This is a genomic window from Sedimenticola selenatireducens DSM 17993 (assembly GCF_000428045.1).
GTDB classification, from domain to species: Bacteria; Pseudomonadota; Gammaproteobacteria; order Chromatiales; family Chromatiaceae; genus Sedimenticola; species Sedimenticola selenatireducens.
The window spans coordinates 1-21634 of the sequence record NZ_ATZE01000001.1 but is presented as its reverse complement, the minus strand read 5'-3'; the positions used below and the strand labels follow the sequence as shown (position 1 = coordinate 21634).

General features: G+C 50.3%; 24 protein-coding genes. 12 read left to right on the top strand and 12 right to left on the bottom strand.

Going from position 1 to position 21634, the window contains the following annotated elements; all coding sequences use genetic code 11:
• Positions 1 to 81 precede the first annotated feature (81 nt).
• Positions 82 to 990, top strand: coding sequence for a helix-turn-helix domain-containing protein (locus tag A3GO_RS21790; RefSeq protein WP_051301665.1), 909 nt, complete (start codon positions 82 to 84; stop codon positions 988 to 990).
• A gap of 74 nt (positions 991 to 1064) precedes the next feature.
• Here A3GO_RS21790 and A3GO_RS0100115 read toward each other — a convergent pair whose 3' ends face one another.
• Positions 1065 to 1976: a helix-turn-helix domain-containing protein gene (locus tag A3GO_RS0100115; RefSeq protein ID WP_029131673.1), complete on the bottom strand. Its 912-nt coding sequence runs from the start codon at positions 1974 to 1976 to the stop codon at positions 1065 to 1067.
• A gap of 339 nt (positions 1977 to 2315) precedes the next feature.
• On the opposite strand from A3GO_RS0100115, the gene pobA reads away from it, so the two are divergent.
• Positions 2316 to 3518: a 4-hydroxybenzoate 3-monooxygenase gene (gene pobA / locus A3GO_RS0100110; RefSeq protein WP_029131672.1), complete on the top strand. Its 1203-nt coding sequence runs from the start codon at positions 2316 to 2318 to the stop codon at positions 3516 to 3518.
• Positions 3519 to 3814: 296 nt separating this feature from the next.
• Here the strand turns inward: pobA and A3GO_RS21785 are convergent, their stop codons facing one another.
• From A3GO_RS21785 to A3GO_RS25040, 11 genes are all read right to left on the bottom strand, one after another.
• Entirely contained in the window at positions 3815 to 4255 is a 441-nt protein-coding gene (locus A3GO_RS21785; protein ID WP_157606649.1) for a c-type cytochrome, read from the bottom strand.
• A gap of 67 nt (positions 4256 to 4322) precedes the next feature.
• Entirely contained in the window at positions 4323 to 5030 is a 708-nt protein-coding gene (locus A3GO_RS0100100; protein ID WP_245621621.1) for a TVP38/TMEM64 family protein, read from the bottom strand.
• Complete coding sequence (locus A3GO_RS25930) at positions 5030 to 5383, bottom strand: hypothetical protein (RefSeq protein ID WP_157606648.1); 354 nt, start codon at positions 5381 to 5383, stop codon at positions 5030 to 5032. Before A3GO_RS25930 ends, A3GO_RS0100100 begins: the two co-directional genes overlap by 1 nt.
• A 17-nt stretch (positions 5384 to 5400) precedes the next feature.
• Positions 5401 to 5622 (bottom strand): SHOCT domain-containing protein, encoded by a 222-nt coding sequence (locus A3GO_RS0100095; RefSeq protein WP_029131670.1) that lies wholly within the window; start codon positions 5620 to 5622, stop codon positions 5401 to 5403.
• Between the two features lie 13 nt (positions 5623 to 5635).
• Complete coding sequence (locus tag A3GO_RS0100090) at positions 5636 to 8125, bottom strand: heavy metal translocating P-type ATPase (RefSeq protein ID WP_029131669.1); 2490 nt, start codon at positions 8123 to 8125, stop codon at positions 5636 to 5638.
• Positions 8126 to 8159: 34 nt separating this feature from the next.
• On the bottom strand, positions 8160 to 8576 hold the full coding sequence (locus A3GO_RS0100085; protein WP_037374348.1) for a MerR family DNA-binding protein: 417 nt from the start codon (positions 8574 to 8576) through the stop codon (positions 8160 to 8162).
• A 28-nt stretch (positions 8577 to 8604) separates the two neighbouring features.
• Positions 8605 to 8898 carry a hypothetical protein gene (locus A3GO_RS0100080; protein ID WP_029131667.1) on the bottom strand — a complete coding sequence of 98 codons (294 nt, stop codon included), beginning with the start codon at positions 8896 to 8898 and terminating at the stop codon, positions 8605 to 8607.
• A gap of 101 nt (positions 8899 to 8999) precedes the next feature.
• Positions 9000 to 9401, bottom strand: a complete 402-nt coding sequence (locus A3GO_RS0100075) for a DUF302 domain-containing protein (protein WP_029131666.1) — start codon at positions 9399 to 9401, stop codon at positions 9000 to 9002.
• 84 nt (positions 9402 to 9485) lie between these two features.
• Positions 9486 to 10184, bottom strand: coding sequence for a copper resistance protein B (locus A3GO_RS0100070; protein WP_029131665.1), 699 nt, complete (start codon positions 10182 to 10184; stop codon positions 9486 to 9488).
• A gap of 10 nt (positions 10185 to 10194) precedes the next feature.
• The gene (locus A3GO_RS0100065; RefSeq protein ID WP_051301662.1) at positions 10195 to 12168 is read right to left on the bottom strand and encodes a copper resistance system multicopper oxidase; all 1974 of its coding nucleotides are present in this window, start codon (positions 12166 to 12168) and stop codon (positions 10195 to 10197) included.
• 649 nt (positions 12169 to 12817) lie between these two features.
• Entirely contained in the window at positions 12818 to 13435 is a 618-nt protein-coding gene (locus tag A3GO_RS25040) for a Spy/CpxP family protein refolding chaperone (protein WP_051301661.1), read from the bottom strand.
• 204 nt (positions 13436 to 13639) lie between these two features.
• Between A3GO_RS25040 and A3GO_RS0100050 the strand changes: the two genes are divergently transcribed.
• From A3GO_RS0100050 to A3GO_RS25565, 10 genes are all read left to right on the top strand, one after another.
• Positions 13640 to 14356, top strand: a complete 717-nt coding sequence (locus tag A3GO_RS0100050; protein ID WP_029131663.1) for a response regulator — start codon at positions 13640 to 13642, stop codon at positions 14354 to 14356.
• The gene (locus tag A3GO_RS0100045) at positions 14353 to 15777 is read left to right on the top strand and encodes an ATP-binding protein (RefSeq protein ID WP_029131662.1); all 1425 of its coding nucleotides are present in this window, start codon (positions 14353 to 14355) and stop codon (positions 15775 to 15777) included. The genes A3GO_RS0100050 and A3GO_RS0100045 overlap by 4 nt, the downstream gene beginning before the upstream one ends.
• Before the next feature lie 150 nt (positions 15778 to 15927).
• Entirely contained in the window at positions 15928 to 16305 is a 378-nt protein-coding gene (locus A3GO_RS25925; protein ID WP_157606647.1) for a hypothetical protein, read from the top strand.
• Positions 16306 to 16536: 231 nt separating this feature from the next.
• Positions 16537 to 17022 (top strand): c-type cytochrome, encoded by a 486-nt coding sequence (locus A3GO_RS25035; RefSeq protein ID WP_051301660.1) that lies wholly within the window; start codon positions 16537 to 16539, stop codon positions 17020 to 17022.
• 11 nt (positions 17023 to 17033) lie between these two features.
• Positions 17034 to 17897 carry a c-type cytochrome gene (locus tag A3GO_RS21770; RefSeq protein WP_051301659.1) on the top strand — a complete coding sequence of 288 codons (864 nt, stop codon included), beginning with the start codon at positions 17034 to 17036 and terminating at the stop codon, positions 17895 to 17897.
• 81 nt (positions 17898 to 17978) lie between these two features.
• On the top strand, positions 17979 to 18392 hold the full coding sequence (locus A3GO_RS21765; RefSeq protein ID WP_051301658.1) for a c-type cytochrome: 414 nt from the start codon (positions 17979 to 17981) through the stop codon (positions 18390 to 18392).
• A 72-nt stretch (positions 18393 to 18464) separates the two neighbouring features.
• Entirely contained in the window at positions 18465 to 19328 is an 864-nt protein-coding gene (locus A3GO_RS21760) for a DsbA family protein (RefSeq protein WP_037374347.1), read from the top strand.
• Between the two features lie 5 nt (positions 19329 to 19333).
• Positions 19334 to 19720, top strand: a complete 387-nt coding sequence (locus A3GO_RS25570; protein WP_084609604.1) for a c-type cytochrome — start codon at positions 19334 to 19336, stop codon at positions 19718 to 19720.
• Positions 19721 to 19796: 76 nt separating this feature from the next.
• Positions 19797 to 20540: a cytochrome c biogenesis CcdA family protein gene (locus tag A3GO_RS0100010; protein ID WP_029131660.1), complete on the top strand. Its 744-nt coding sequence runs from the start codon at positions 19797 to 19799 to the stop codon at positions 20538 to 20540.
• Positions 20541 to 20638: 98 nt separating this feature from the next.
• Positions 20639 to 21070, top strand: coding sequence for a c-type cytochrome (locus A3GO_RS25565; protein ID WP_084609602.1), 432 nt, complete (start codon positions 20639 to 20641; stop codon positions 21068 to 21070).
• Positions 21071 to 21634: the final 564 nt, after the last annotated feature.

Genomic DNA, 21634 nt, shown 5'->3' with positions numbered 1-21634 from the left:
TTAATGATAAATATCAGTTTATAAAGAGACATATCGCATTTATTCTTGTACATTTCATATATTCCTCGCCAGGCCGACGATATGAACCCGACACACCAGATACCCACGATAGAGATTTATGGCGAGCAGGCGAAGTCACTCACTCCCGACTTGTTGCACTGCGAGCCGCTGATTACCCGAAGCCGGAAACATCAGTTTAAGATCCGACCGCACCGCCATCCCGGGCTAACACAGATCTTCTACCTGAAACGGGGTCATGGACGCGCGAACCTCGATGGAGATCCAACCACGCTCAAGGCACCCTGCCTGATCGTTATCTCCGAAATGTGCGTGCATGATTTCACCTGGTCGGAGGATGTGGAGGGTAGTGTCCTTTCCATATCCAATCTGATACTGGATAAGCTGGAAGACACGCTCGCCAAGGAACAGCTGGCCATGAAAACCACCATGATCATGACCATTCGACACAGCCAGCGCGAACTGGAAGGCATATTGGAACTTTTATCCCATGAATACAGCCATCCGCCGGAGGACTCCCGGGCGTATGCCTTGATATTTCTGGTCCAGTTACTGGGTATCTGGCTTGAGCGCAATGCACCTTCAATAGTTGACACAGTCAATCTCCAGAATCGCGGCGCCGAGTACTTTAGCCGCTTCAGCCATTTCATCAATCGTGACTTCATGAAACAGCGAACAGTAGAAAGTTACGCCGAAGAACTCGGCATCACCGCCTCTTACCTGAATAACCTGTGCCGCCAAATGGTCAATAAAAATGCCCTCCAGCTGATACATGAACGCGTGCTGCTGGAGGCCAAGCGAAACCTGATCTACACCGTCCAGAGTGTCAGTCAAATATCCTACGGACTTGGATTCAACGATCCGGCGTATTTTTCACGCTTTTTCAAACGACTGACCGGCCAGCCACCGAAAGCATTTCGACACGCCGTAAACAAGATCGGCGAACAATCCCTATTCCGGCAACAGCACTGAACACGGACTGTCAGTGCTCACGCTATTCCACGCTCAAGGAACACGCCCACTCCCCAGCCCATTTCATGCCACGGTTATTCAGCGGTGGTATCAAAATTGTTCTCGTTGCGAAAACGGCCCGGGGGCATCCCCACCGCGCGTTTGAAATAGCGTGAAAAGTAGCCCGGATCTTTAAAACCCAGGTCAGCGGCTATTTCGTCAAGGGTGGCACGCGTATAGATCAGGCGCCGCTTCACCTCCAACACCATACGCGCCTGTATCATCTGGCCTACCGTTTGATTCATCACGCTCCTGCTCAACCGGTTCAGGCGGCTGACGGTAGTGCCAATGGCATCCGCATACTGCTCCACGGTCCAATGGTCTTTAAAGTTTCTTTCAATCAGAAACTTCAATTGGCCGGCCGTCATACTTGGCGCGCTGGCGCTGACCTCCAACTGCCCATTCGCTTCCTGCTGACGATAAATTGTCATGAGCAGGATACTTATCAGCCACTCACACATCAGGCCACGGCCACTCTGAGCCTGAGCAAATTCATCCTTTAGCTGTTGCAGCACCATTTTCAGCCTCGCAAGCACCGGTCCACGCTGTGGAAACTTTATACACCCGGGCTCCGTGAACAATACGCTGAAATATGCAAGTGCACGGTCACCCTCCGTTTCCAGCAGCAGGGGTTCGGCCAATGTGACCACAGCACCCTCACTCTCCGGCGCAAAACGAAAACTGTGAACGACTCCCGCGGGTATGGTAATCACGCTGGGACTCTCAAGATTCGCCACCCGCTCATCCAGGTGTACCTCAACCGCCCCCTCATCAATGCAGATCATCTGAAACAGCCTGCCATGGCGATGGGCACCAATAACCCAACCCAGGGCACTGCTACGCCTGCGGATATCTTCAATATGGATAAACTCGGGATCATCGATCCATCCCGGTTCACCATAGAGACCATACTGAGGAATGGATTTATTGACTGAATTGGCTGTCACCCTGCGCACCCGGTTCCTATAAACCATTACATTTCACAAATATACAATTTTTTGAATATATTTCTTAGCTAAATTATATTTTTGAATTCTCCCAATAATAGCTGTATCTAGCATCCATATATATAAAAACCCTCATTAATATAAATTATAAAAACCATACCCCCCTCTTCGACTCGTTGCTTCAAGATGGTGAATAAGTACAATTTTTTGTTGTTTTTATGACTTATGTCAGCTTTTCTTTCGGTCCATCATAGATGAACACTCGGGGGCATGCTGTTCGTCAGGCATAGCCCGTCCCGGAGTTTTAACCGAAAACCAAACAGAACCAGGTGAGCATTTATGAAAACACAGGTAGCAATCATTGGTGCCGGCCCCTCCGGCCTGTTGTTAGGACAACTGCTGGCCCGCCAGGGAATCGATAACATAATTGTTGAGCGGGTTACCGGTGAATATGTGCTGGGACGTATCCGGGCAGGTGTTCTTGAGCAGGGTTTTGTCGATCTGGTCAGAGAGGCCGGTGTCAGCGAGCGCATGGACCGGGAAGGCGAAATACATGAGGGTTTCGAACTTGCCTTCAACAACCGGCGCGTACGAATCGATATGAAGCAACTGACCGGTGGCGACACGGTGATGGTTTATGGACAAACCGAGATTACCAAAGATCTCATGGAGGCCAGGGCCGCAGCCGGCCTTCAGACCATCTACCAAGCCGACAATGTAACACTGCACGATGTTAAATCCAAAACGCCCTCTGTGACATACGAAATCAATGGCGTTAAACACCATCTCGAATGTGATTACATTGCCGGCTGCGACGGTTTTCACGGCGTCTCCCGCCAGACTATCCCCCAGGATGTCAGGACAGAATATGAGCGCATCTATCCGTTCGGCTGGCTGGGCTTGCTGTCCGACACCCCACCGGTCAGTAAGGAGTTGATCTACTGCAAACACGAGCGCGGCTTTGCCCTGGCCAGTCTGCGCTCGGCCTCCCGTTCACGCTATTACATCCAGGTCCCTCTGTCCGACAAGGTGGAAGACTGGAGTGACGATGATTTCTGGGCGGAATTCAAGAAACGACTGCCTGCCAATACAGCAAAAAACCTGGTAACCGGGCCCAGCATCGAAAAAAGCATTGCACCACTTCGCTCTTTCGTTTGCGAACCGATGCAGTACGGCAATCTGTTCCTGGTGGGTGATGCAGCCCACATAGTACCCCCAACCGGCGCCAAGGGTCTGAACCTGGCGGCATCCGATGTTTCTGCCCTGTATAAAATATTGACCCGGGTGTTCAAAGAGAATGACAAGTCGTGTATCGCACAATATTCAGAAATAGCCCTGCGCCGAGTATGGCACGGTGAACGTTTCTCCTGGTGGATGACCAATATGTTGCATAACTTTGAAGGCCTATCGATCAATGGTGCAGACGATAGAACCTTTGAGAAATTTATGGCATCTGAACTGGATTACTACACGGGTTACGAGGCGGGTCGTCGAGTAATTGCCCAGCAGTATGTCGGACTCCCCTACGAGGAGCTGGAATAAGTAAATTGTTTATTGATTCGTGGCGTGGCGCGGCATGACTCGACTGCCGCTCAGCCACCTTTCGAATGAACCAAACAGGGCTGAGACATCCTGGCAAGACGCCTTGCCGGGTGGTTATTGGAAGTGGGTGATGGTGCGGTCTATGGCCGCCTTCAACTTCTTGGTGGCAGTCTGGTCGGACAAAACCTGGTTTTATCTGTTGAAAGTCCTGCCTGTTTCAATCGTTATTCTGAATACGCCATTATTCTCTGGCGCAGAGAGGCCAATGCAAAACCTCCATATCCACACCTACAACTCTAATAGATACCATTCTCCTTCTGTAACCAGCGAATGAACGGAATTATTTTATCGACATCCTTTCTTGTAACGCCTTCTACTTGAGGCATATCACCAAACTTCCAATGATGTGCTCTAACCCCCTCACGTGCTGCCCGGTAAAAAGCCTCATCTGAATGGTGTGATGGTTTGTAGAAAGAGTGTAATAGCGGCGGCCCTTGCTCTGTACCATCACCCCATTTGCCGTGGCAACTAGAGCACAGGGTACGAAACCTGTTCATGCCTAGCCCATACTTGAAGGGAACACGTGGAATTTTCAAATCAAGCTTTTCTGTACTATTTCCCATCTGATGACCTGGCATTCCAGTAGCGGTCGCCGCCAGGATCATATTTTTTTCCTGTTGTGCATTTACAGTGAAACTCAGTATCAATAGTAGAAGTACGATTAATATTTTTCCCATCACATTTCTCTTGTCGCATGGTTACCAAGTAATTGTGCATCGCCTTTAATCAGCAACTACAGATAATTTAGTGGCGTCTAAAATATCCTATTAGAACCACGGGTATAACAGTTACACCGCCCAGCAACAGTAGCAATAACATGGCCTCATTCAAGTCAGTTGCAGCCATCTCTCCACCAAAATGTGCGAGCAGGAAACTTGCAGGAACAAGACCGAAAAGTGTTGCCAGTAGAAAACGCCATGCCTTAATCTGCGTCAAGCCGGCCCCATAACTTACTAGATCAAAGGATAGGAATGGTATAAGTCGCGAAACAAAGACCAAAGCCATCAATATGTTTTGCGAACCCAACCACCCCAGCATAATCTTTTTGCCAAACAGTCTAACTAGTAGTTCCTGACCCAGTAATCGGGCGATCCAGAATGCCCCTGCCGCCCCGATAGCAGCCCCTGCTACGACGTAAACAGTGCCCCAGGTATGGCCGAACACGGCCCCAGACGCCAAGGCGATGGGGGCACTGGGGATGGGATTAATGATAACCGCAATGGCCATCAGGGCAATGATCGTGACCGGGCCAACGTACTCAAGATTGGTTATCCAGAGTCTGAGTTTACCGGCATCCGTAATGGTGGAGAGTCTTCCATGCTCGTGTAGATAGTAATAGACGGCCAATAGAGCCAGCACAAACACAACCAATATACATAGGCGTATATACAGAGCTTTCAACCGACGATCCGATTCGGCCATATTGGCATCTAAAGCAATAATACCAGCCACTATTTGGGTGATTTATTGCAACAAGCAGGGGGCGGTGCCTTTGCATTGTCCCGTGCATTGGTATCTGAATATTGATAGATACTACCTTTAAACCGCGTCCACCAATTATCTATAGGAGGAACACCAGCTTCAGTTAATGCCTGAACTATCGCTTGGTAGTCCACCTGACTGGCGTCATATAGAACCCACAGTTCCCGGGCGTCATTATCGAGCACTATAATTTTTACACCTGTTACTTGACTGGCGATGTCATCCACAGCGGGAGAATTGTCAGAATGGTTCGTTTTGGAAACTCTAATACGACGCAGAACTTCCCAGGTGCCTGTAGGCTTCAGTTGATGTTTGGATTTCATATCTCACTCATGTGCCGTTAACTATTTAAATCTTTTCGCTTCTGCTCAAACTCTTCACGATCAATTTCTCCCTTTGCATAGCGCTCCTTCAAAATCTCTTCTGCGGACCTTGGCTTTTTTTCCTGATTATTGCTGTTGCCTATAAATGCTTTAATCAACCAGATAATTGCCACGACCACAAAGATCCAGAATAACCACATAAAGCCCCAACCAAAGCCAAACATGTGTTCGTTGTACATTTTAGTCTCCTATCTAAATACGAATCTGTTTAAGCCTTAACGCATTGCTGATCACAGAAACCGAACTGAAACTCATAGCAGCAGCGGCAATCATCGGTGAGAGCAACAAGCCAAATACGGGGTATAAAACTCCAGCAGCCACCGGAACACCCAGTGCGTTATAAATGAAGGCAAAGAACAGATTCTGGCGAATATTCCGCATAGTCCCTCGACTTAACCGTCTCGCCTGAACGATACCGCGCAGGTCACCCTTGACCAGAGTTACCCCCGCACTTTCCATGGCCACATCCGTACCGGTACCCATGGCTATACCCACATGGGATTGCGCCAGGGCCGGCGCGTCATTGATACCATCTCCGGCCATCGCTACGACCCGGCCTTCTGCCTGTAGTTTTTTGACTATCGCCGCTTTTTGATCAGGTAATACCTCAGCTTCTACCTGATCGATACCGAGCTTATCCGCAACCGCCAGGGCGGTCGTGCGGTTATCCCCTGTCAACATGACCACCTTCACACCTTCCGCATGTAGATCCTGAATGGCCTGTGCGGTGGATGCCTTAATAGGATCGGCTACACCGATGATCCCTGCAGCCTTATCGTCTATGGCCACAAACATCACTGTTTGTCCCTTGCCCCTACCGGTTTCAGCTAAATCCGGTAAATCGCCCGGATCAATGGAAAGTTCTTCGAACAGCTTGATATTGCCAAGCACTACCCTGTGTCCATCAATCGACCCGGCCACCCCTTTTCCAGTGATGGATTCAAACTGATCAGTTGAGCTCAACTTGACACCCTGTTCCTCTGCGCCACGGACAATGGCCTCCGCCAGCGGGTGTTCGCTGGCCTTTTCCAGGCTGGCGGCCAAACGCAGAACATCGGCTTCCCTGAAACCCGTTCCAGTCTGTACCGAGACCAGTTTTGGTTTTCCTTCGGTCAATGTGCCCGTTTTATCGACAACCAGTGTGTCGACCTTTTCCATAATCTCCAGTGCTTCGGCATTCTTGATCAACACACCCAAAGATGCCCCTTTGCCGGTACCCACCATGATCGACACCGGCGTTGCAAGACCCAGTGCACAGGGACAAGCAATAATCAGCACAGCAACCGCATTGATAATCGCGTGTGCCAGGCGTGGTTCGGGTCCATAGAAACCCCAAATAATCAATGTGATTATCGAAATCAGCACCACGGCTGGTACAAAGTAACCGGCGACCACATCCGCCAATTTCTGGATGGGCGCCCGTGAACGTTGCGCCTCGCTGACCATACGCACGATCTGGGCGAGCAACGTATCGCTCCCTACCTTCTCGGCACGCATCAGCAAACTACCGGTACCATTAACAGTAGCGCCTATTAGTGGTTCCCCGGTCGATTTTTCTATTGGAATAGGCTCGCCAGTGACCATCGATTCATCCACCGCACTGCTTCCATCGGTGACCACCCCATCCACGGGTACTTTTTCACCCGGACGCACACGCAGGATGTCACCCGGCACGACGGATTCCATGGGGATATCTTCTTCGCTGCCATCCGCGCGCACAATACGTGCGGTTTTGGGAGCCAGGCCCAGCAGCAACTTGATTGCTTCATTGGTCTGACTGCGTGCCCTCAATTCCAATACCTGGCCGAGTAGTACCAGGGCCGTGATCACAGCCGCGGCCTCAAAGTAGACAGGGATTGTGCCGCCTTCATGAAGCATGTTGGGTGGAAAGATGCCAGGAAACAGCAAAGCAATGACGCTGTAAATCCAGGCCACAGCCACGCCCAGCCCAATCAAGGTGAACATATTGAGATTCCAGCTCACTACTGACTGCCAGCCACGTACGAAGAATGGCCAGCCACCCCACAACACTACCGGTGTTGCGAGTGTAAACTCAATCCACTGAACGGCTTTCATGGAAAGCCCATCTGGCAGCCAGGTGGGCATGAGGTCTGCAACCATCGCCAGCAGAAAGACCGGCAAGGCTAATACCGCACTCACCCAGAAGCGCCGGTTCATATAGTCCAGCTCTTCGTTCTTCTCTTCCACGTTAATGGTACGCGGCTCCAGGGCCATGCCACATTTGGGGCAATTGCCTGGATGATCCTGTATGACCTCCGGGTGCATCGGACAGGTATATTCAGTGCGTGTGGCGGCTATAGGTTCACCCATAGGCTCAAGTGCCATACCGCACTTGGGACAAGGCCCCGGCTTGTCTGACTGGACCTCCGGATGCATTGGGCAGGTATAGCCACCACTGGTTTTCGGCATCGGAGCCGCGCCTTTTGTGGCATGATTACCCTGACATTTTTCATCGTGATGATGTCCGGTTTCATGCTGTGATTTTTTATTGCCTAAATAGCCTGAGGGATTGGCCAGAAATTTCTTTTCACAGTGTTCGCTGCAGAAATAATAATCGGTTCCTTCAAAATCTGATCGGTACTCGCTTGTATCAGAAACCGTCATGCCGCAAACCGGGTCGACATGATCGGATGAATCAAGATGCTTTGCGGATTGTTTCATTGTTTTCTCCAGGCACGACTATATTGAAGGGATGTCACTCTTCGTTATTTTCTATTACTTCAATAAGGTGGCAGACACTTGAGCCGGTAGGAACGCCGTTCGGCATGAGCTTCCACCGTTCCAATGCCTGTTCCATTCGGGCTTGCAGCTTTAGCATCTCTTCAATTTTAATGCGGTTTTCCGAAATACGGTGCTGGATGATATTTCTCACATCATCACAAGGTGACTCACCAACATCCGCATGCCGTATGATCTGTCTGATCTCATTCAAGGTGAATCCAAGATTTTTTGCCATCCGTATAAAACGAATTCGACTTACATCTTGAGTTTTAAAAAGACGATAGCCATTCTCCTGCTGATCGGCGGGTAAGATCAGACCGATGCGTACGTAATAACGCACTACGTGGGGCGGTGCATCACTCTGGATTGCCAGTTCATTCACTGTAAGCATCAGTCTGTCCTCCTGCCGGTCCTGTTGGCTATTTCTTCTGCAATTCAACCAGTTGCTGTAACAGCTTCTCCATATTGGCCATATGGGCTTCCATTTTCGTCATATGGGCCTGCATCATGGCGTGCCGCTCCTCCATCATTTTCATCATCGGCATGCCATCCTTGCCTCCGGCCATCATCGGCATCTGCCCATTGGCCATCGGCATGGGTGATGATGTCGATTTTGCCTCTGCTTCGTCTGGATGATGCCCGGAGTCCGCCAGCACCGGAACTGAAACTGATGCAACTAACAGTGCCATGACCATGGTTCTCGAAATACGCATATTCACTACCTCGCTCGCAAGGGTTATTGCAGAAAACTGCTTGTGCGGTTAAATGTACAACCTATGCGTTACGCATAGGTCAAGAACGATTTTTTACCCTCTCAGTCGCTCACTGATCCTCCCATGCTGTCACGCACACGAAGCAACCGGGAACGGACTTCATCTGCCAGTTGGTCAACGTTATCCCGCTCGACCAATTTTAAGACGGCCGAGGGATCCATAAAGGCAACGCGGATTGATCCGTCTTCCTCTTCCCGTATCACCACGTTACAAGGCAGCAGGAGCCCAATATCTGGATCTGCCTCAATCGCTTGGTTGGCCAGTGATGGATTGCAGGCACCCAGGATCTTGTAAGGCTTTCTCTCTATGCCCAGCTTTTCTAGCAGCGTGGCCTGGACATTGATTTCAGTCAGAATACCGAAACCCTCCTCTTTCAAGGCATTAATCAACTGCTGCTCTATCTCTGTCATCTTTCCTTTCAGTAGTGTTGAAAAACTATACATTGCGTTATTCCTCCGTTTGAATTTAATACAATCTACCCACCCATCCTTTCATGGAAAGCGAGGAATCTACCTCTCATCGAAATATCAGAACCAGATCCTGATACCGGCAACGAATTGAACATCGCTGGTATCCTCGCCATCGGCCCTGGCAAAATCGGCAGTCTGGCCAAACTTCCTGGTCCAGTTCACGCCGATATACGGGGCAAATTCACGGCGTATCTCATAGCGCAACCGCAGTCCCAGTTCCACATCAGAGAGACCGGATCCAATGCCCACTTCAGCGTCATTCTTGCTATACAGGTTGACTTCCAGTTCGGGCGATAAGATCAGCTTCTGGGTAAGCAGATATTCATACTCGGCATCCAACCGGGCATTCACCTGTCCCGATTCGCCAATGAACAGGCCAGCATCCACATCAAATTGATAGGGAGAAAGACCTTTGAATCCAAGTGCCAGATAGTCACCTGTCGGCTTGGGTTTTATATCGTGCCGCCACCCGGCCTGGATATCCCAGAAGGGTGCAATGGCACGGCTATAGAGAAACTGCACTTCTGCCTCTTCGGTATTGCCATCGGTACGTTCCACGTCCGTTTTAAACCAGAACTTGTTCAGGTCATAACCGACCCAGGCATCCGCTTCCAGGACCAGGGTATTCGGTCCGCTGGTATTTCTGAGTTCCAATTTATCGATCATCACCTTGTAAAGCAGTGGATTATCCGCCCCACCTGCCAACACCGTTGAGGAGAGACCGACAAACATCACTACAGCTAGTATGCTTTTCATTTTTACTTCCTCAACTGACGATAACTGTACGGAACATCCCCGGCATGTGATACAGCAGGTGGCAGTGATAGGCCCACCCACCTTCTGCATCCACGGTCACGCGATAACTGATGCGCGAACCCGGCTGTACAATCACTGTATGTTTCCGTGGCAAATAGTTGTTGTCTCCGGTCTCCAGGTCACTCCACATACCGTGTAGATGCATCGGGTGATTCATCATGGTGTCATTTACAAACGTGATGCGAACACGCTCGCCGAGCTTCCAGCGCAACGGCTCAGCATCACTGTGTTTAATTCCGTTGATTGACCATATATAACGTCCCATATTACCGGTCAGGTGGAGCTCAAGTTCCCGGTCCGGATCACGGTGATCATAAGTGGTGCGCAAGGCACGTAGATCTGAATAGGTGAGCACACGCCGCCCATTGCCGCGCAGCCCGACGCCAGGATCATCAAGACGGTACTGAGGACTATCCGCCCGCATGTCCACTTGGGGACCATACTCGGTCTGGGCATGACTCACAGGTCCTGCTGTAAAATCCGAGGGGTTAGGTTTAAGTTTATTAATTTCCATCTGCCCGTTCCCTGTCATCTGGTCCATACCGGACATCATGCTGCCGTCGGACATCTGGTGTTGACCGTGATCCATACCGGGCATCATCGCCCCAGCCGGCATCTGCACCTGCTCGTGCTTCATTCCTGGCATCATTTTTCCGTTGCCCATCTGATGTTGGCTATGCTCCATGCCGGGCATCATGCTCTCTGTGGGCATCTGATGCTGACTGCCGTTCATACTCGCAATGTCATGTCCAGCGCCGCCCATCATATTCATGCCCATGTCACCATGTTCCAGATTGGGTACAGAGTCTATTTCAGGGACGGTGGCTGTCATCGAGATATCCGGTGTCAGGGTTCCCCGGGCAAATCCTGAGCGGGCGATGTCCTGGGCAAAGATGGTGTAGGCCCGATCATCTTTCGGTTCAACAATAACGTCGTAGGTTTCAGCCACTCCCATGCGGAACTCATCGACGACTACAGGCTCGATGTTTTGACCATCTGCCGCGACCACCGTCATTTTCAAACCTGGAATACGGACATCAAAAAAGGTCATGGCCGACCCGTTGATAAAGCGCAGCCTCACTTTCTGGCCTTTCTTGAACAGTCCGATCCAGCCATCCGCCGGTGTCTGGCCATTGGTCAGAAAGGTATAGGTATGACCCGTCACATCGGAAAAGTCTCGTTGGCTCATGCGCATCTGGTTCCACATTTTGCGGTCGTTCCAGGTGACAGCCAGTCCCTTCTCCTTAAGGTCTTTCATCAGGTCTTTGTGTGTACGCTCATTAAAGTTGTAATAGTGACTGAGCTTCTTCAGTTTCGCGTATACATCGGTAGGATCTTCATCCGTCCAGTCAGAGAACATCACCACATAGTCACGATCATAGGTGAATGGATCTGGTGCTGTTGGATCAATGATGATGGGACCATACAGGCCTGTCTGCTCCTGAAAACCGGAGTGGCTGTGGTACCAGTAGGTGCCACTTTGGGTCACGGGAAATTGATAGGTGAAGGTTTCTCCGGGCTTTATTCCAGCAAATCCGTTGGCTATGCCGGGTACACCATCCATTGCACTGGGTAAAATAATACCGTGCCAATGGATCGAGCTGGTCTCTGGCAACAGGTTGGTTACTCTCAAGGTCACGATATCGCCTTCACGCCAGCGCAGAATAGGCGCTGGTAAAGAGCCATTGACGGTTGTGCCAATTCTTGGTGCGCCGGTAAAGTTGACGGCCTGTTGGCCAATGGTCAAATTGAAATCGGTGCCGCTCAGGGTTGATGACCCTTGCCGTTTTAAAGCCGCAGCCAGCACGGAACCGGAACCTAATCCCATGCCAGCAAAGGCACCTCCCATAGCCAATCCTTGAACAAATCGGCGGCGCGTCAGCGTGACGCCCCTCTTATATCGAGGGTCATTATTATCAATCATGAAGCATGCTTCCTCTGCAAATCAGTGACATACGTAAAGCCGCTGACAAATACTCAACGAATCAATCGCATCAGGTGATTCCTGATTATTCAGCAATCACCGGCAGGAGAATCAGGACTTGGGAGGTCGAAAAAGCGAAGTCGACGGCTGGCTTACAAAGCAGTCATTTGCTTGAATTAACAAGGGTTTTGAAATGTCGGTTGTAGAAAGGATTGATACCTGGGTTATTCCAAGTGCACAAGATGCACAGTGGCCGGATGAACAACCAGAATAGATGTTACCCGTGTCAGTTTCACACTGATCCTGATTAAGGATCATATGGTTAACTGCCATATCCATGTTGTGATGCAGACTCACTCGTTGATTCACATTCCCCGTTTGCTCATCGAAAGCAGTATATCCTGCTATTGCTCCCTGAAAAGGAGATAGTCCCAGCAGTAGGGAGAGCATAATCGCAAGCAGTTTTTTGGAGAGACGATGCATGAGATGCAAGATATTAGTCTAATTATCCGTAAGTTCAATCAGTTCCAAGTGGACAAATGATCTTTCGGAAAGTTCATCATCCAGTGCCTGAATTATCCATTGAAAAAACAAGGGTGAGACATGGTCTGGCATGCCTCACCCACCCCGCAACATCACCCCGGTAATATCATCCAATGCACCCTGATCCCAGCAGCGACTGTGCCCTTTGCTGCTGTGCTGGCGAAAGCACTGAACGAAGATTTTGCAGCGCATCACTCACTTTCTGCCGTGACTCCCACATTGCCTGGTGAAGGTTGTTCCGGGTAGGGCCGGTAGCGCCACCCTGTGGTGTCCACATAGCCTGATGACTGGCCTGACCTAGGGCTATATGGGCCTGGACCGCAGCAGTGTAGTTATCCCAGGCAGCCTGCTGATCCTTGGTAATGCCTAGTTCGGTTTTAACCGCTGACAGTTTTTCGGCAGGATTGGTACCCCACTGCCCCATCATTCCGGGTCCCATTGTGCCACCCTGCATCATTCCAGGGCGCCCCATCATACCTGGACCCATGGGATTCTGATTACCATACCCTTGCTGCATCGTCGCAGGGTTACCATACCCACCATTCATCATACCGGGCCCTCTCATCATTCCCGGACCCATGTGGTTTCCGTATCCGTATCCCTGCTGCATCATGCCGGGACCACCCATGTAGCTGCCGGGACCGTGTGCCAGCAAAACTCCCGTACCAGCAAGACCGACTCCAAGACCTGCAACGAGAATTAAAGTTTTCGTGATAGTTTTCATGCCAATCTCCTTACTCTTTAGTAATCGAGTGAGCAGTTGCTCTCTCTGTGGATTATTAAACCACTCCCATGTAGCGCTATTGTTTCCACTGGCCTGACTTGGGTAGCGAACTCTTTCATTCGCCAATACTGTTACACTTCGATACAAAAAGAGGCTATCGAGAGATGGTATAACTACACGCACAGATACGGTTGGTATTCAGATATGGCCCAGATCGATCACATCCTGATAGTTGATGATGACCCCGAGATACGTGAACTCCTGACCACCTACTTGACCAAGAGTGGTTATCGGGTTTCTGCTGCCAGAGATGGCCGGCAGATGTGGCGTGAGTTTGAGCGACGTCATATTGACCTGGTGATTTTGGATGTAATGCTGCCCGGTGATGATGGACTGACACTTTGCCGCAATCTGCGCAGTCGATCGAATGTACCCATCATTATGCTGACCGCCCGGGGCGAGGAGATGGACCGGATACTGGGTCTGGAAATGGGCGCGGATGACTATCTTCCCAAGCCCTTTAATCCAAGGGAACTGCAGGCCCGCATCAAAGCCGTATTGTGGCGGGCCCGGGAGTTGTTGGGCAGCCGACCAGAAACCGGAGAGCGGATCCGGTTTTCCGGTTGGACCCTGGATACGGCTGCACGGCATTTAATCGCCGAGGATAAGGTGATCGTCTCTCTCAGTGGCGGTGAATATAAACTGTTACGTATATTCCTCGACAGCCCGCGCAGGGTGCTTTCACGCGACCAGCTCATGACCCAGATGGAGGGTCGGGACTGGACACCCGACGAGCGCGCCATCGACATACAGATCAGCCGCCTGCGCAAAAGACTACGCGAAGATGCCAGGGAGCCGCAGCTCATCAAAACTGTACGCGGGGAAGGCTACGTTCTGTCGGCAAAGGTAGAAAAGAGATGAGTTGGTTACCCTTCCCACGCAGCCTGTTCAGTCGCCTGGTGCTCCTGTTGCTGTTTGGCCTGGTGTTAGCCGAGGCCATTACTGCACTGGTGCTGACCAGGGATCGGGGCGAGGCGATACAACGGGCAGCCGGGATTCACAGCGCCCAGCGAATTGCAGGCATCGTCAAGATCCTTGATCAGATGCCCGCCGTGCAGCGCCAGGAGATAGTTGATGCCCTGGATGGACCGAACATGCGCATCAGCCTGTCGATCCCCCCCCAGGGGGAACAGAACCAAGCACCACCTACCAGTGACGGTACGCTATTTCGTGGTGTCCTTCACTACTATCTGGACGATGACCGTCTGATTTACCTAAGTCAGGTAGACAGCACCGCCCGGCAACATTTTAACTCCATGAATGAGTTACCGATGCGGATGGGTAGAGGGTCAGGAATGCACGACATGATGCAACGGCATATGGCCGAGGCTGGGCTGATATTGCCTTCAGAGGGTGCCAATCTGATTCAAGTAGAGCTAAGAGATGGCCAATGGGTCAGTTTTGGTGAGCAACTGCCAGAGGAGATGACTGCCTGGCCGCTTCGGGTGATCCTGGCGCTTGGCCTGGTGCTCATCACCCTGGGACTGGTTGCCTTCCTGGCGGTCAGGTGGATCACAAGTCCACTCGCCTATCTGGCCGATTCGGCCCGTGCCCTGGGAAAGGATCTGCAACGCCCACCGCTGGCGGAAGAGGGACCAGAAGAGGTGTGCAGCACCCTAAGAGCCTTTAACACCATGCAGGCTCAAATACGTAAATTTGTCGATGAACGTTCGCGTTTCCTGGCCGCTATTTCCCATGACCTGAAGACCCCGATAACCCGACTAAGACTGCGCAGTGGATTACTCGATAATGCTGAATTACAAGAAAAATTTGAACGTGATCTAAATGACATGGAAGAGCTGGTGCAGGGCACGCTTGAGTTTATGCGTGATGAAACCGGCAACGAGCGGAGACAGGCGCTGGATATAAACGATTTGCTTGAGACAATGCAAATCGATGGCGAAGAGGCCGGGTCAAAGATCACATTAACCGGCCGCGCCCAAAGCGTCTTTTACTGCCACCCTGTCTCATTGCGCCGCATGATAAACAACCTTGTGGACAACGCCCTCAAATATGGGGGCCAGGCAGATATCCAGGTTGAGGATTCCAAGGAATATCTGAAAATCAGTATCGCCGATGCCGGGACCGGCATTCCTGAACCCCAAATAGAGCGGGTTTTTGAACCCTATACGCGACTCGATAACTCCCGTAGCAAAGAGACGGGCGGTACGGGTCTGGGGCTGACTATCGCCAAAAACATTGCCCTTACCCATGGGGGAACCCTCACTCTGCGGAACAAAAAGGCCGGTGGACTGCAGGCGATTATTATCCTGCCGAGGTAATGGTTGTAATTTGGTGAACCTGCTGTAAAAAATTGTCTGAACTAATTTGTTCATGCTGAGTCTCATTCTCGGGTATGCAGATGAAAATAGATTCCGATTTGCATTTGCAATCCTTGACACATTGTTTAAAAAAATGAGATTGTGCGACCCATGACGTATACCACCCGAATGATAACTGTGTACTTGCTGGCGTTCACGCTGGCTGTATTGCCGTTTTCAACCAGTTTCGGGTTTTTCATGGCGGGCTCCGACTTTGCCATGACGGCAGGACATGCTGATTCCAAAGAATGCAGTGACCATACCGACGCCGCCGCGTGTCTCCAGATGTCTGATCTGCAACAGCATGCAGAGGCTGATGATGAGTGCTGCAGTGATCACTGCGATTCATTTTCCGGCGCCCAGATCTGTACCGATATAACCCAAGAAACAGATATCCCCTTCACTGACGAATATATCGCCGCCATATCTCCACGGGTCTCTGACCTGATACCCACACAGCTATTAAGACCCCCGCTTCTCGCTTCATAATTCAAAACTTCCACCTATTGCAGGCCTTGGTTGGCCAAGTGTTGAGATGCTCAACCTGAAATAGGAATCCCTGTATCAAGGATTTTCCGAGATGGGAGTGTTGATTCAATAAATTCATCTACGTGAATTATTCAGATGATGCATCGCTGCTACCAAAGCGCTGAATATCTTGGCACGCCACGGTTACCAATCGAATCAAAATGTCACTTCTAATTAAGTGGAGAACTTAACATGAAAAAGGAAGTTAATACGGATCTAATTTTCCGCGGCGCGCGGCTGGCATTTCTGTTTACGGGCGCGCTATTGACCGGCGTTGTTGTAGCCCATGGCGGAGCCACGGGTGTGGTCAAGGAGCGCATGGAAATGATGAAAGATGTGGGCGACAACATGAAGCAAGTTGGTGCAATGATCAAAGGACAAGCAGCCTTTGATTCCATGGTGATCGCCAAACATGCCCAGGCGATCAGTGATGCAGCACCGCAAATTCCCGAATTGTTTCCAAGTGACAGTTTGCATAAGCCTACAGAGGCGCTTCCAGCTATATGGGAAGAGTGGGATCAGTTCTCCGCGCTCTCGGTTAAATTGGGTGACGAGGCAAAAAAACTCCAGGAAACAGCACAGGGCAGAGATAAACGTGCAATTTCCCGGCAATTCGCAAAGTTGGGAAAAGTCTGTTCAAGCTGCCACACCGACTACCGGAAAAAAGAGGAAAAATAGGGAGAGGCATTATGAATTCACCAATCCTCATGCTGCCAGCTTTGTTGATTGCCATCGCTACCGCACCCACCACTTGGGCGACGGAGCGTGAAATTAACGATCCGGTTAAAAAAGGGGAATACATATTTAACATGGGTGGATGTGCTTCCTGCCATACTGCAACAGATGATCAGCCGCTGGCTGGCGGATTGCCCATGGAGACCCCCTTTGGGGTCTTCTACACGCCCAATATAACATCGGACGAGAGCACGGGTATTGGTGCATGGAGCAATGCAGATTTTATACGTGCCATGACAAAGGGCGAAGCACCTGATGGCAGCCATTACTATCCCGCATTTCCATATACCTCATACAGCAAAATGTCGCGCCAGGACCTGCTTGCGCTGAAACAGTTTCTGGACAAGCAGACACCGATAGTCTCAAAAAACAAATCCCATGAGCTTGCGTTCCCGTTCAACATCCGCCCCCTCATGACATTATGGAAACTGGTGAATTTTGATGATGCACCATTCCAGGCCAACAAAGACAAATCACAAGCATGGAACCGCGGAGCTTACATCGTAAACGGCCCAGGCCACTGTGGAGAGTGCCACTCCCCACGCAATTTGCTAGGCGGCATTAAAACAGATGGACTACTCACGGGTAACCCGGAAGGGCCAGAGGGAGAAAGCGTACCCGGATTGACCATGACTAAAGACAATCGAGTCAGTCAGTGGAGCGATGAGGATCTGCTGTTCTCCATTCAGATCGGTATGACACCGGATGGCGATTTCCTCGGGGGATCGATGGGGCATGTTATTGAAAACTCGACAGGAAGACTATCGGAAACCGATTTGAAAGCGATTATCGAATATTTACGTGATATAGAAAGTTAACACTCGCGGGAATTCTGCATTTATCTGGCTGGTTTCGCACGAGGCCGATTATGCACAGATGGGCTAAACAGGACAACTTACATGCACAAATTTAACATCGTCATTATTGCACTATTTTTTAGTCCGGGATTGTTTGCTGCAACGGGAGAACGCCCTGATCCAGAAGCGGTAAACGCCGGAAAGGGACTCTACCAGGAATATTGTCAATCCTGCCATCAAAAAGACGGCGTTGGCGAAAAGCCTATCCCATCATTTATTGCACGCCCAGGTTATTTAACGGCAATGCCGCTGAATGAGACCTCCCATGCCTGGCATCACTCTGATGAGCAAATCATACACACCATACTGAATGGGCTACAACGAACAAAGAGAATGCCTGCATGGAAAGGTGTTATTACTGAACAACAGGCCAGCCATATTCTAGCTTATATAAAAAGCTTTTGGAGCGACCGCATACTCGCTTGCCAAGGCCCAAAACACATGAGTTGCATGTGAAAGATTGTTGGATGAAACGATATTTTCTCTCTACAACACTGTTTATCAACCGACCACCTGGACACAAAACACATGGCACATCCGACTACAATGAAATGCCTGCAGCCATATCTCTCCTTTTTCCTGGCTATAGTACTTTTCACTGCCTTATCTTCCGTTCAAGCAGAATCGAATCTATCAGCGAACGACAGAGAAGCTATTGCTAATGAAGTAAGAACTGAACTGGACAGGTTAATTAATCAAGAGGGTATTCTTGATAAAGCTATTGAGCGTGGCATCGTCAACTTTGTAAATAAACAACAGGCTTTAGCAAGGAAACAGCAGGAGTCGGCCAGTTCCCGTCAAGCGAAGAATATGAGAACGGTTTCGCCTGGCGACGATCACATACGTGGCAATCCGGAAGCCACTATCAGTCTGGTCGAATACTCCGATTTTGAATGCCCTTTCTGTAAACGCTTCCACCCGTCCGCCGCAAAACTTGTGGATAACAATGGCGGCAAGGTGAACTGGGTTTATCGACACTTTCCTCTGGATTTCCACAACCCAGGAGCACAGAAACAGGCCGAAGCGTCCGAGTGCGCCGCCAAGCTGGGTGGTAATGAGGCTTTCTGGCGTTACTCTGACCTCATCTATGCCCGAACAACATCTAACGGTAATGGCTTCCCTATCAACAAGCTTGTGCCGCTTGCAGTGGAAATTGGTCTCGATGGAAAGCCGTTCAAACAATGCCTGGAAAGCGAAGAAATGCGTGAACGGGTACAGCGTGATTATGAGAATGGTCTTTTGTCAGGTATCAGTGGAACACCCGGTAATATCTTTGTTAACAATAAAACGGGACAAGTGATTGCCGCTGCTGGTGCACTTCCTATCGCGCGACTGCAACGCATTGTTGATGAACTTCTCAAAACTGAAGCTCCCCCATCAAGAGGGGAATAACAGGCATGAAAAAGTACCTGCTTTTCAGCCTTGTTATTTTTCTGACTGCATGTGAAGCACCCGATCCTGCGGCACGTCGCGCGGCGCTTCATTTGCCACCGGAAGGCTTTGTCAGTGATGCGACGCAAGGCGGAGCACTGTTTGTAACCAATTGCTCTTCATGCCATGGGAACAATGCCCGCGGTACTGAACAAGGACCTCCGCTTGTCAATAACGTCTATCGTCCCGCCCACCATGCGGACTTTGCATTCCATATGGCGGTCCGCGATGGCGTAAGACAGCATCACTGGGGGTTTGGTGATATGCCCGCCGTACCCCAGATAACACCTGAACAAACTGCCCATGTCATTGCCTATATCAGACAAGAGCAGTCAAAGGCTGGGATCAGATAATCCCATGAATAACCTTGAATGCCTAACGACATGACAACGCATCGCAATCCAAAACCCTGCCCGTCAAGGCCGCACCATGTTTGAACTTTCAGGAATAAGCGTCATCTCTGCTTTTGGAGCGGGACTTGTCTCTTTTCTTTCTCCATGTGTACTGCCCCTGGTCCCTGGCTATCTTTCTTATATAGGTGGTCAATCACTCGACGAGATCAGAAAGAGTGGCGCCAATTCTAAAGAGACGCTGATCATAGTCGGTTTGAGTCTCTCCTTTATCCTGGGTTTTTCCACGGTGTTTATTGCCTTTGGCGCAAGTGCAACCGCGCTGGGCCAACTGCTGCTCAGTTACAAATATGAAGCCAATATTGTTGGCGGCATTGTTATTATAATTTTTGGTCTATTCATGACAGGGCTGCTTAAATCATCTTTTCTGCAGCGCGACATACGTGTACACAGCGAATTACCCGGAGGCAAGGCACTGTCATCGTATCTATTAGGACTTGCCTTTGCCTTTGGTTGGACACCCTGCATTGGCCCGATTCTCGGCGCCATACTCACTGTTAGTGCAACATCCGGCGTTATCAATAACGGTATCGGCCTGTTGGCGATTTATTCGCTGGGGCTTGGTGTTCCTTTCGTCATGGCGGCACTGTTTACCGATCAGTTTCTTCATCACGCGAAAAAGTTTCGGAAACGCGGTCCACTCATTCACCGCATCGCCGGAATCATCCTGATCATCATGGGAATCGCAATGATTACAGGGTATTTAAGTCGCTTCTCATTTTGGCTGCTAAAGACAATTCCCTGGTTTAGCAGTGTGGGTTGATGGCGCATTTTATTTCTGATCCAGATCAATAAACACCGCCTATCTGTTTAATTGCAAATTCGATCTATTTTTACCCTTAATTACAGAGTGTATTGCATATGAAAACCACTGAGATCATACAAATTGTCGTTATCGGTTCAGCTCTGGTAGGAGGTGCGGCGGTTATTGCCTCCAAAGTCATGGGACCTGGCGAAAATGACGCTACTGTAGCTGTAACGGTACCTCAACTCACTACCACAGCGGTTAAAGGCGAGAAATATTACGACAAAAGTTGTATCTCCTGTCATGGTGACAATGCCAGCGGTACCAAAAATGGTCCGCCCCTGGTCCACGACATTTATAACCCCGGACATCATGCTGACGAGGCGTTCTATCGCGCGACACTGCAAGGCGTCAAACAACACCATTGGCCATATGGCAATATGCCACCCCGGCCTGAAATATCGAAACGCGAAGTATCTTATATCATCGCTTATGTGCGCGAACTGCAAGAAGCTAATGGGATAGTTTACAAATCGCATCGAATGTAGAGACTCCCCTCCCAACTTGGAAATCTTGGGTAAGCACCTGATTTCATTAACTGGCCATGAAGGATGTCTCGGCGGCTGCGCTGTCGAACCAGGCCTGTTTGACGTCGTAGGCTCGAATGCGTTATCTGAAAACGAAAAACCCGGACGCTAGATCCGGGCTTCGTTACCACTTGGTGGGCCATGAAGGATGTCTCGGCGGCTGCGCCGTCTCATACAGCTCCGCTTCGCTGCGCTGTCGAACCAAGCCTGTTTGACGTCGTAGGTTCGAATGCGTTATCTGAAAACGAAAAACCCGGACGCNCGTCTCATACAGCTCCGCTTCGCTGCGCTGTCGAACCAAGCCTGTTTGACGTCGTAGGTTCGAATGCGTTATCTGAAAACGAAAAACCCGGACGCCGGGTCCGGGCTTCGTTACCACTTGGTGGGCCATGTAGGATGATTCGGCGGCTGCGCCCAACCCTTTCTTGACCGGAGTGTTACCTATCTCTCCGGTATAAAGTGTGACCTATGTGCTCGGTACACACCCGTTACCACTTGGTGGGCCATGTAGGATGATTCGGCGGC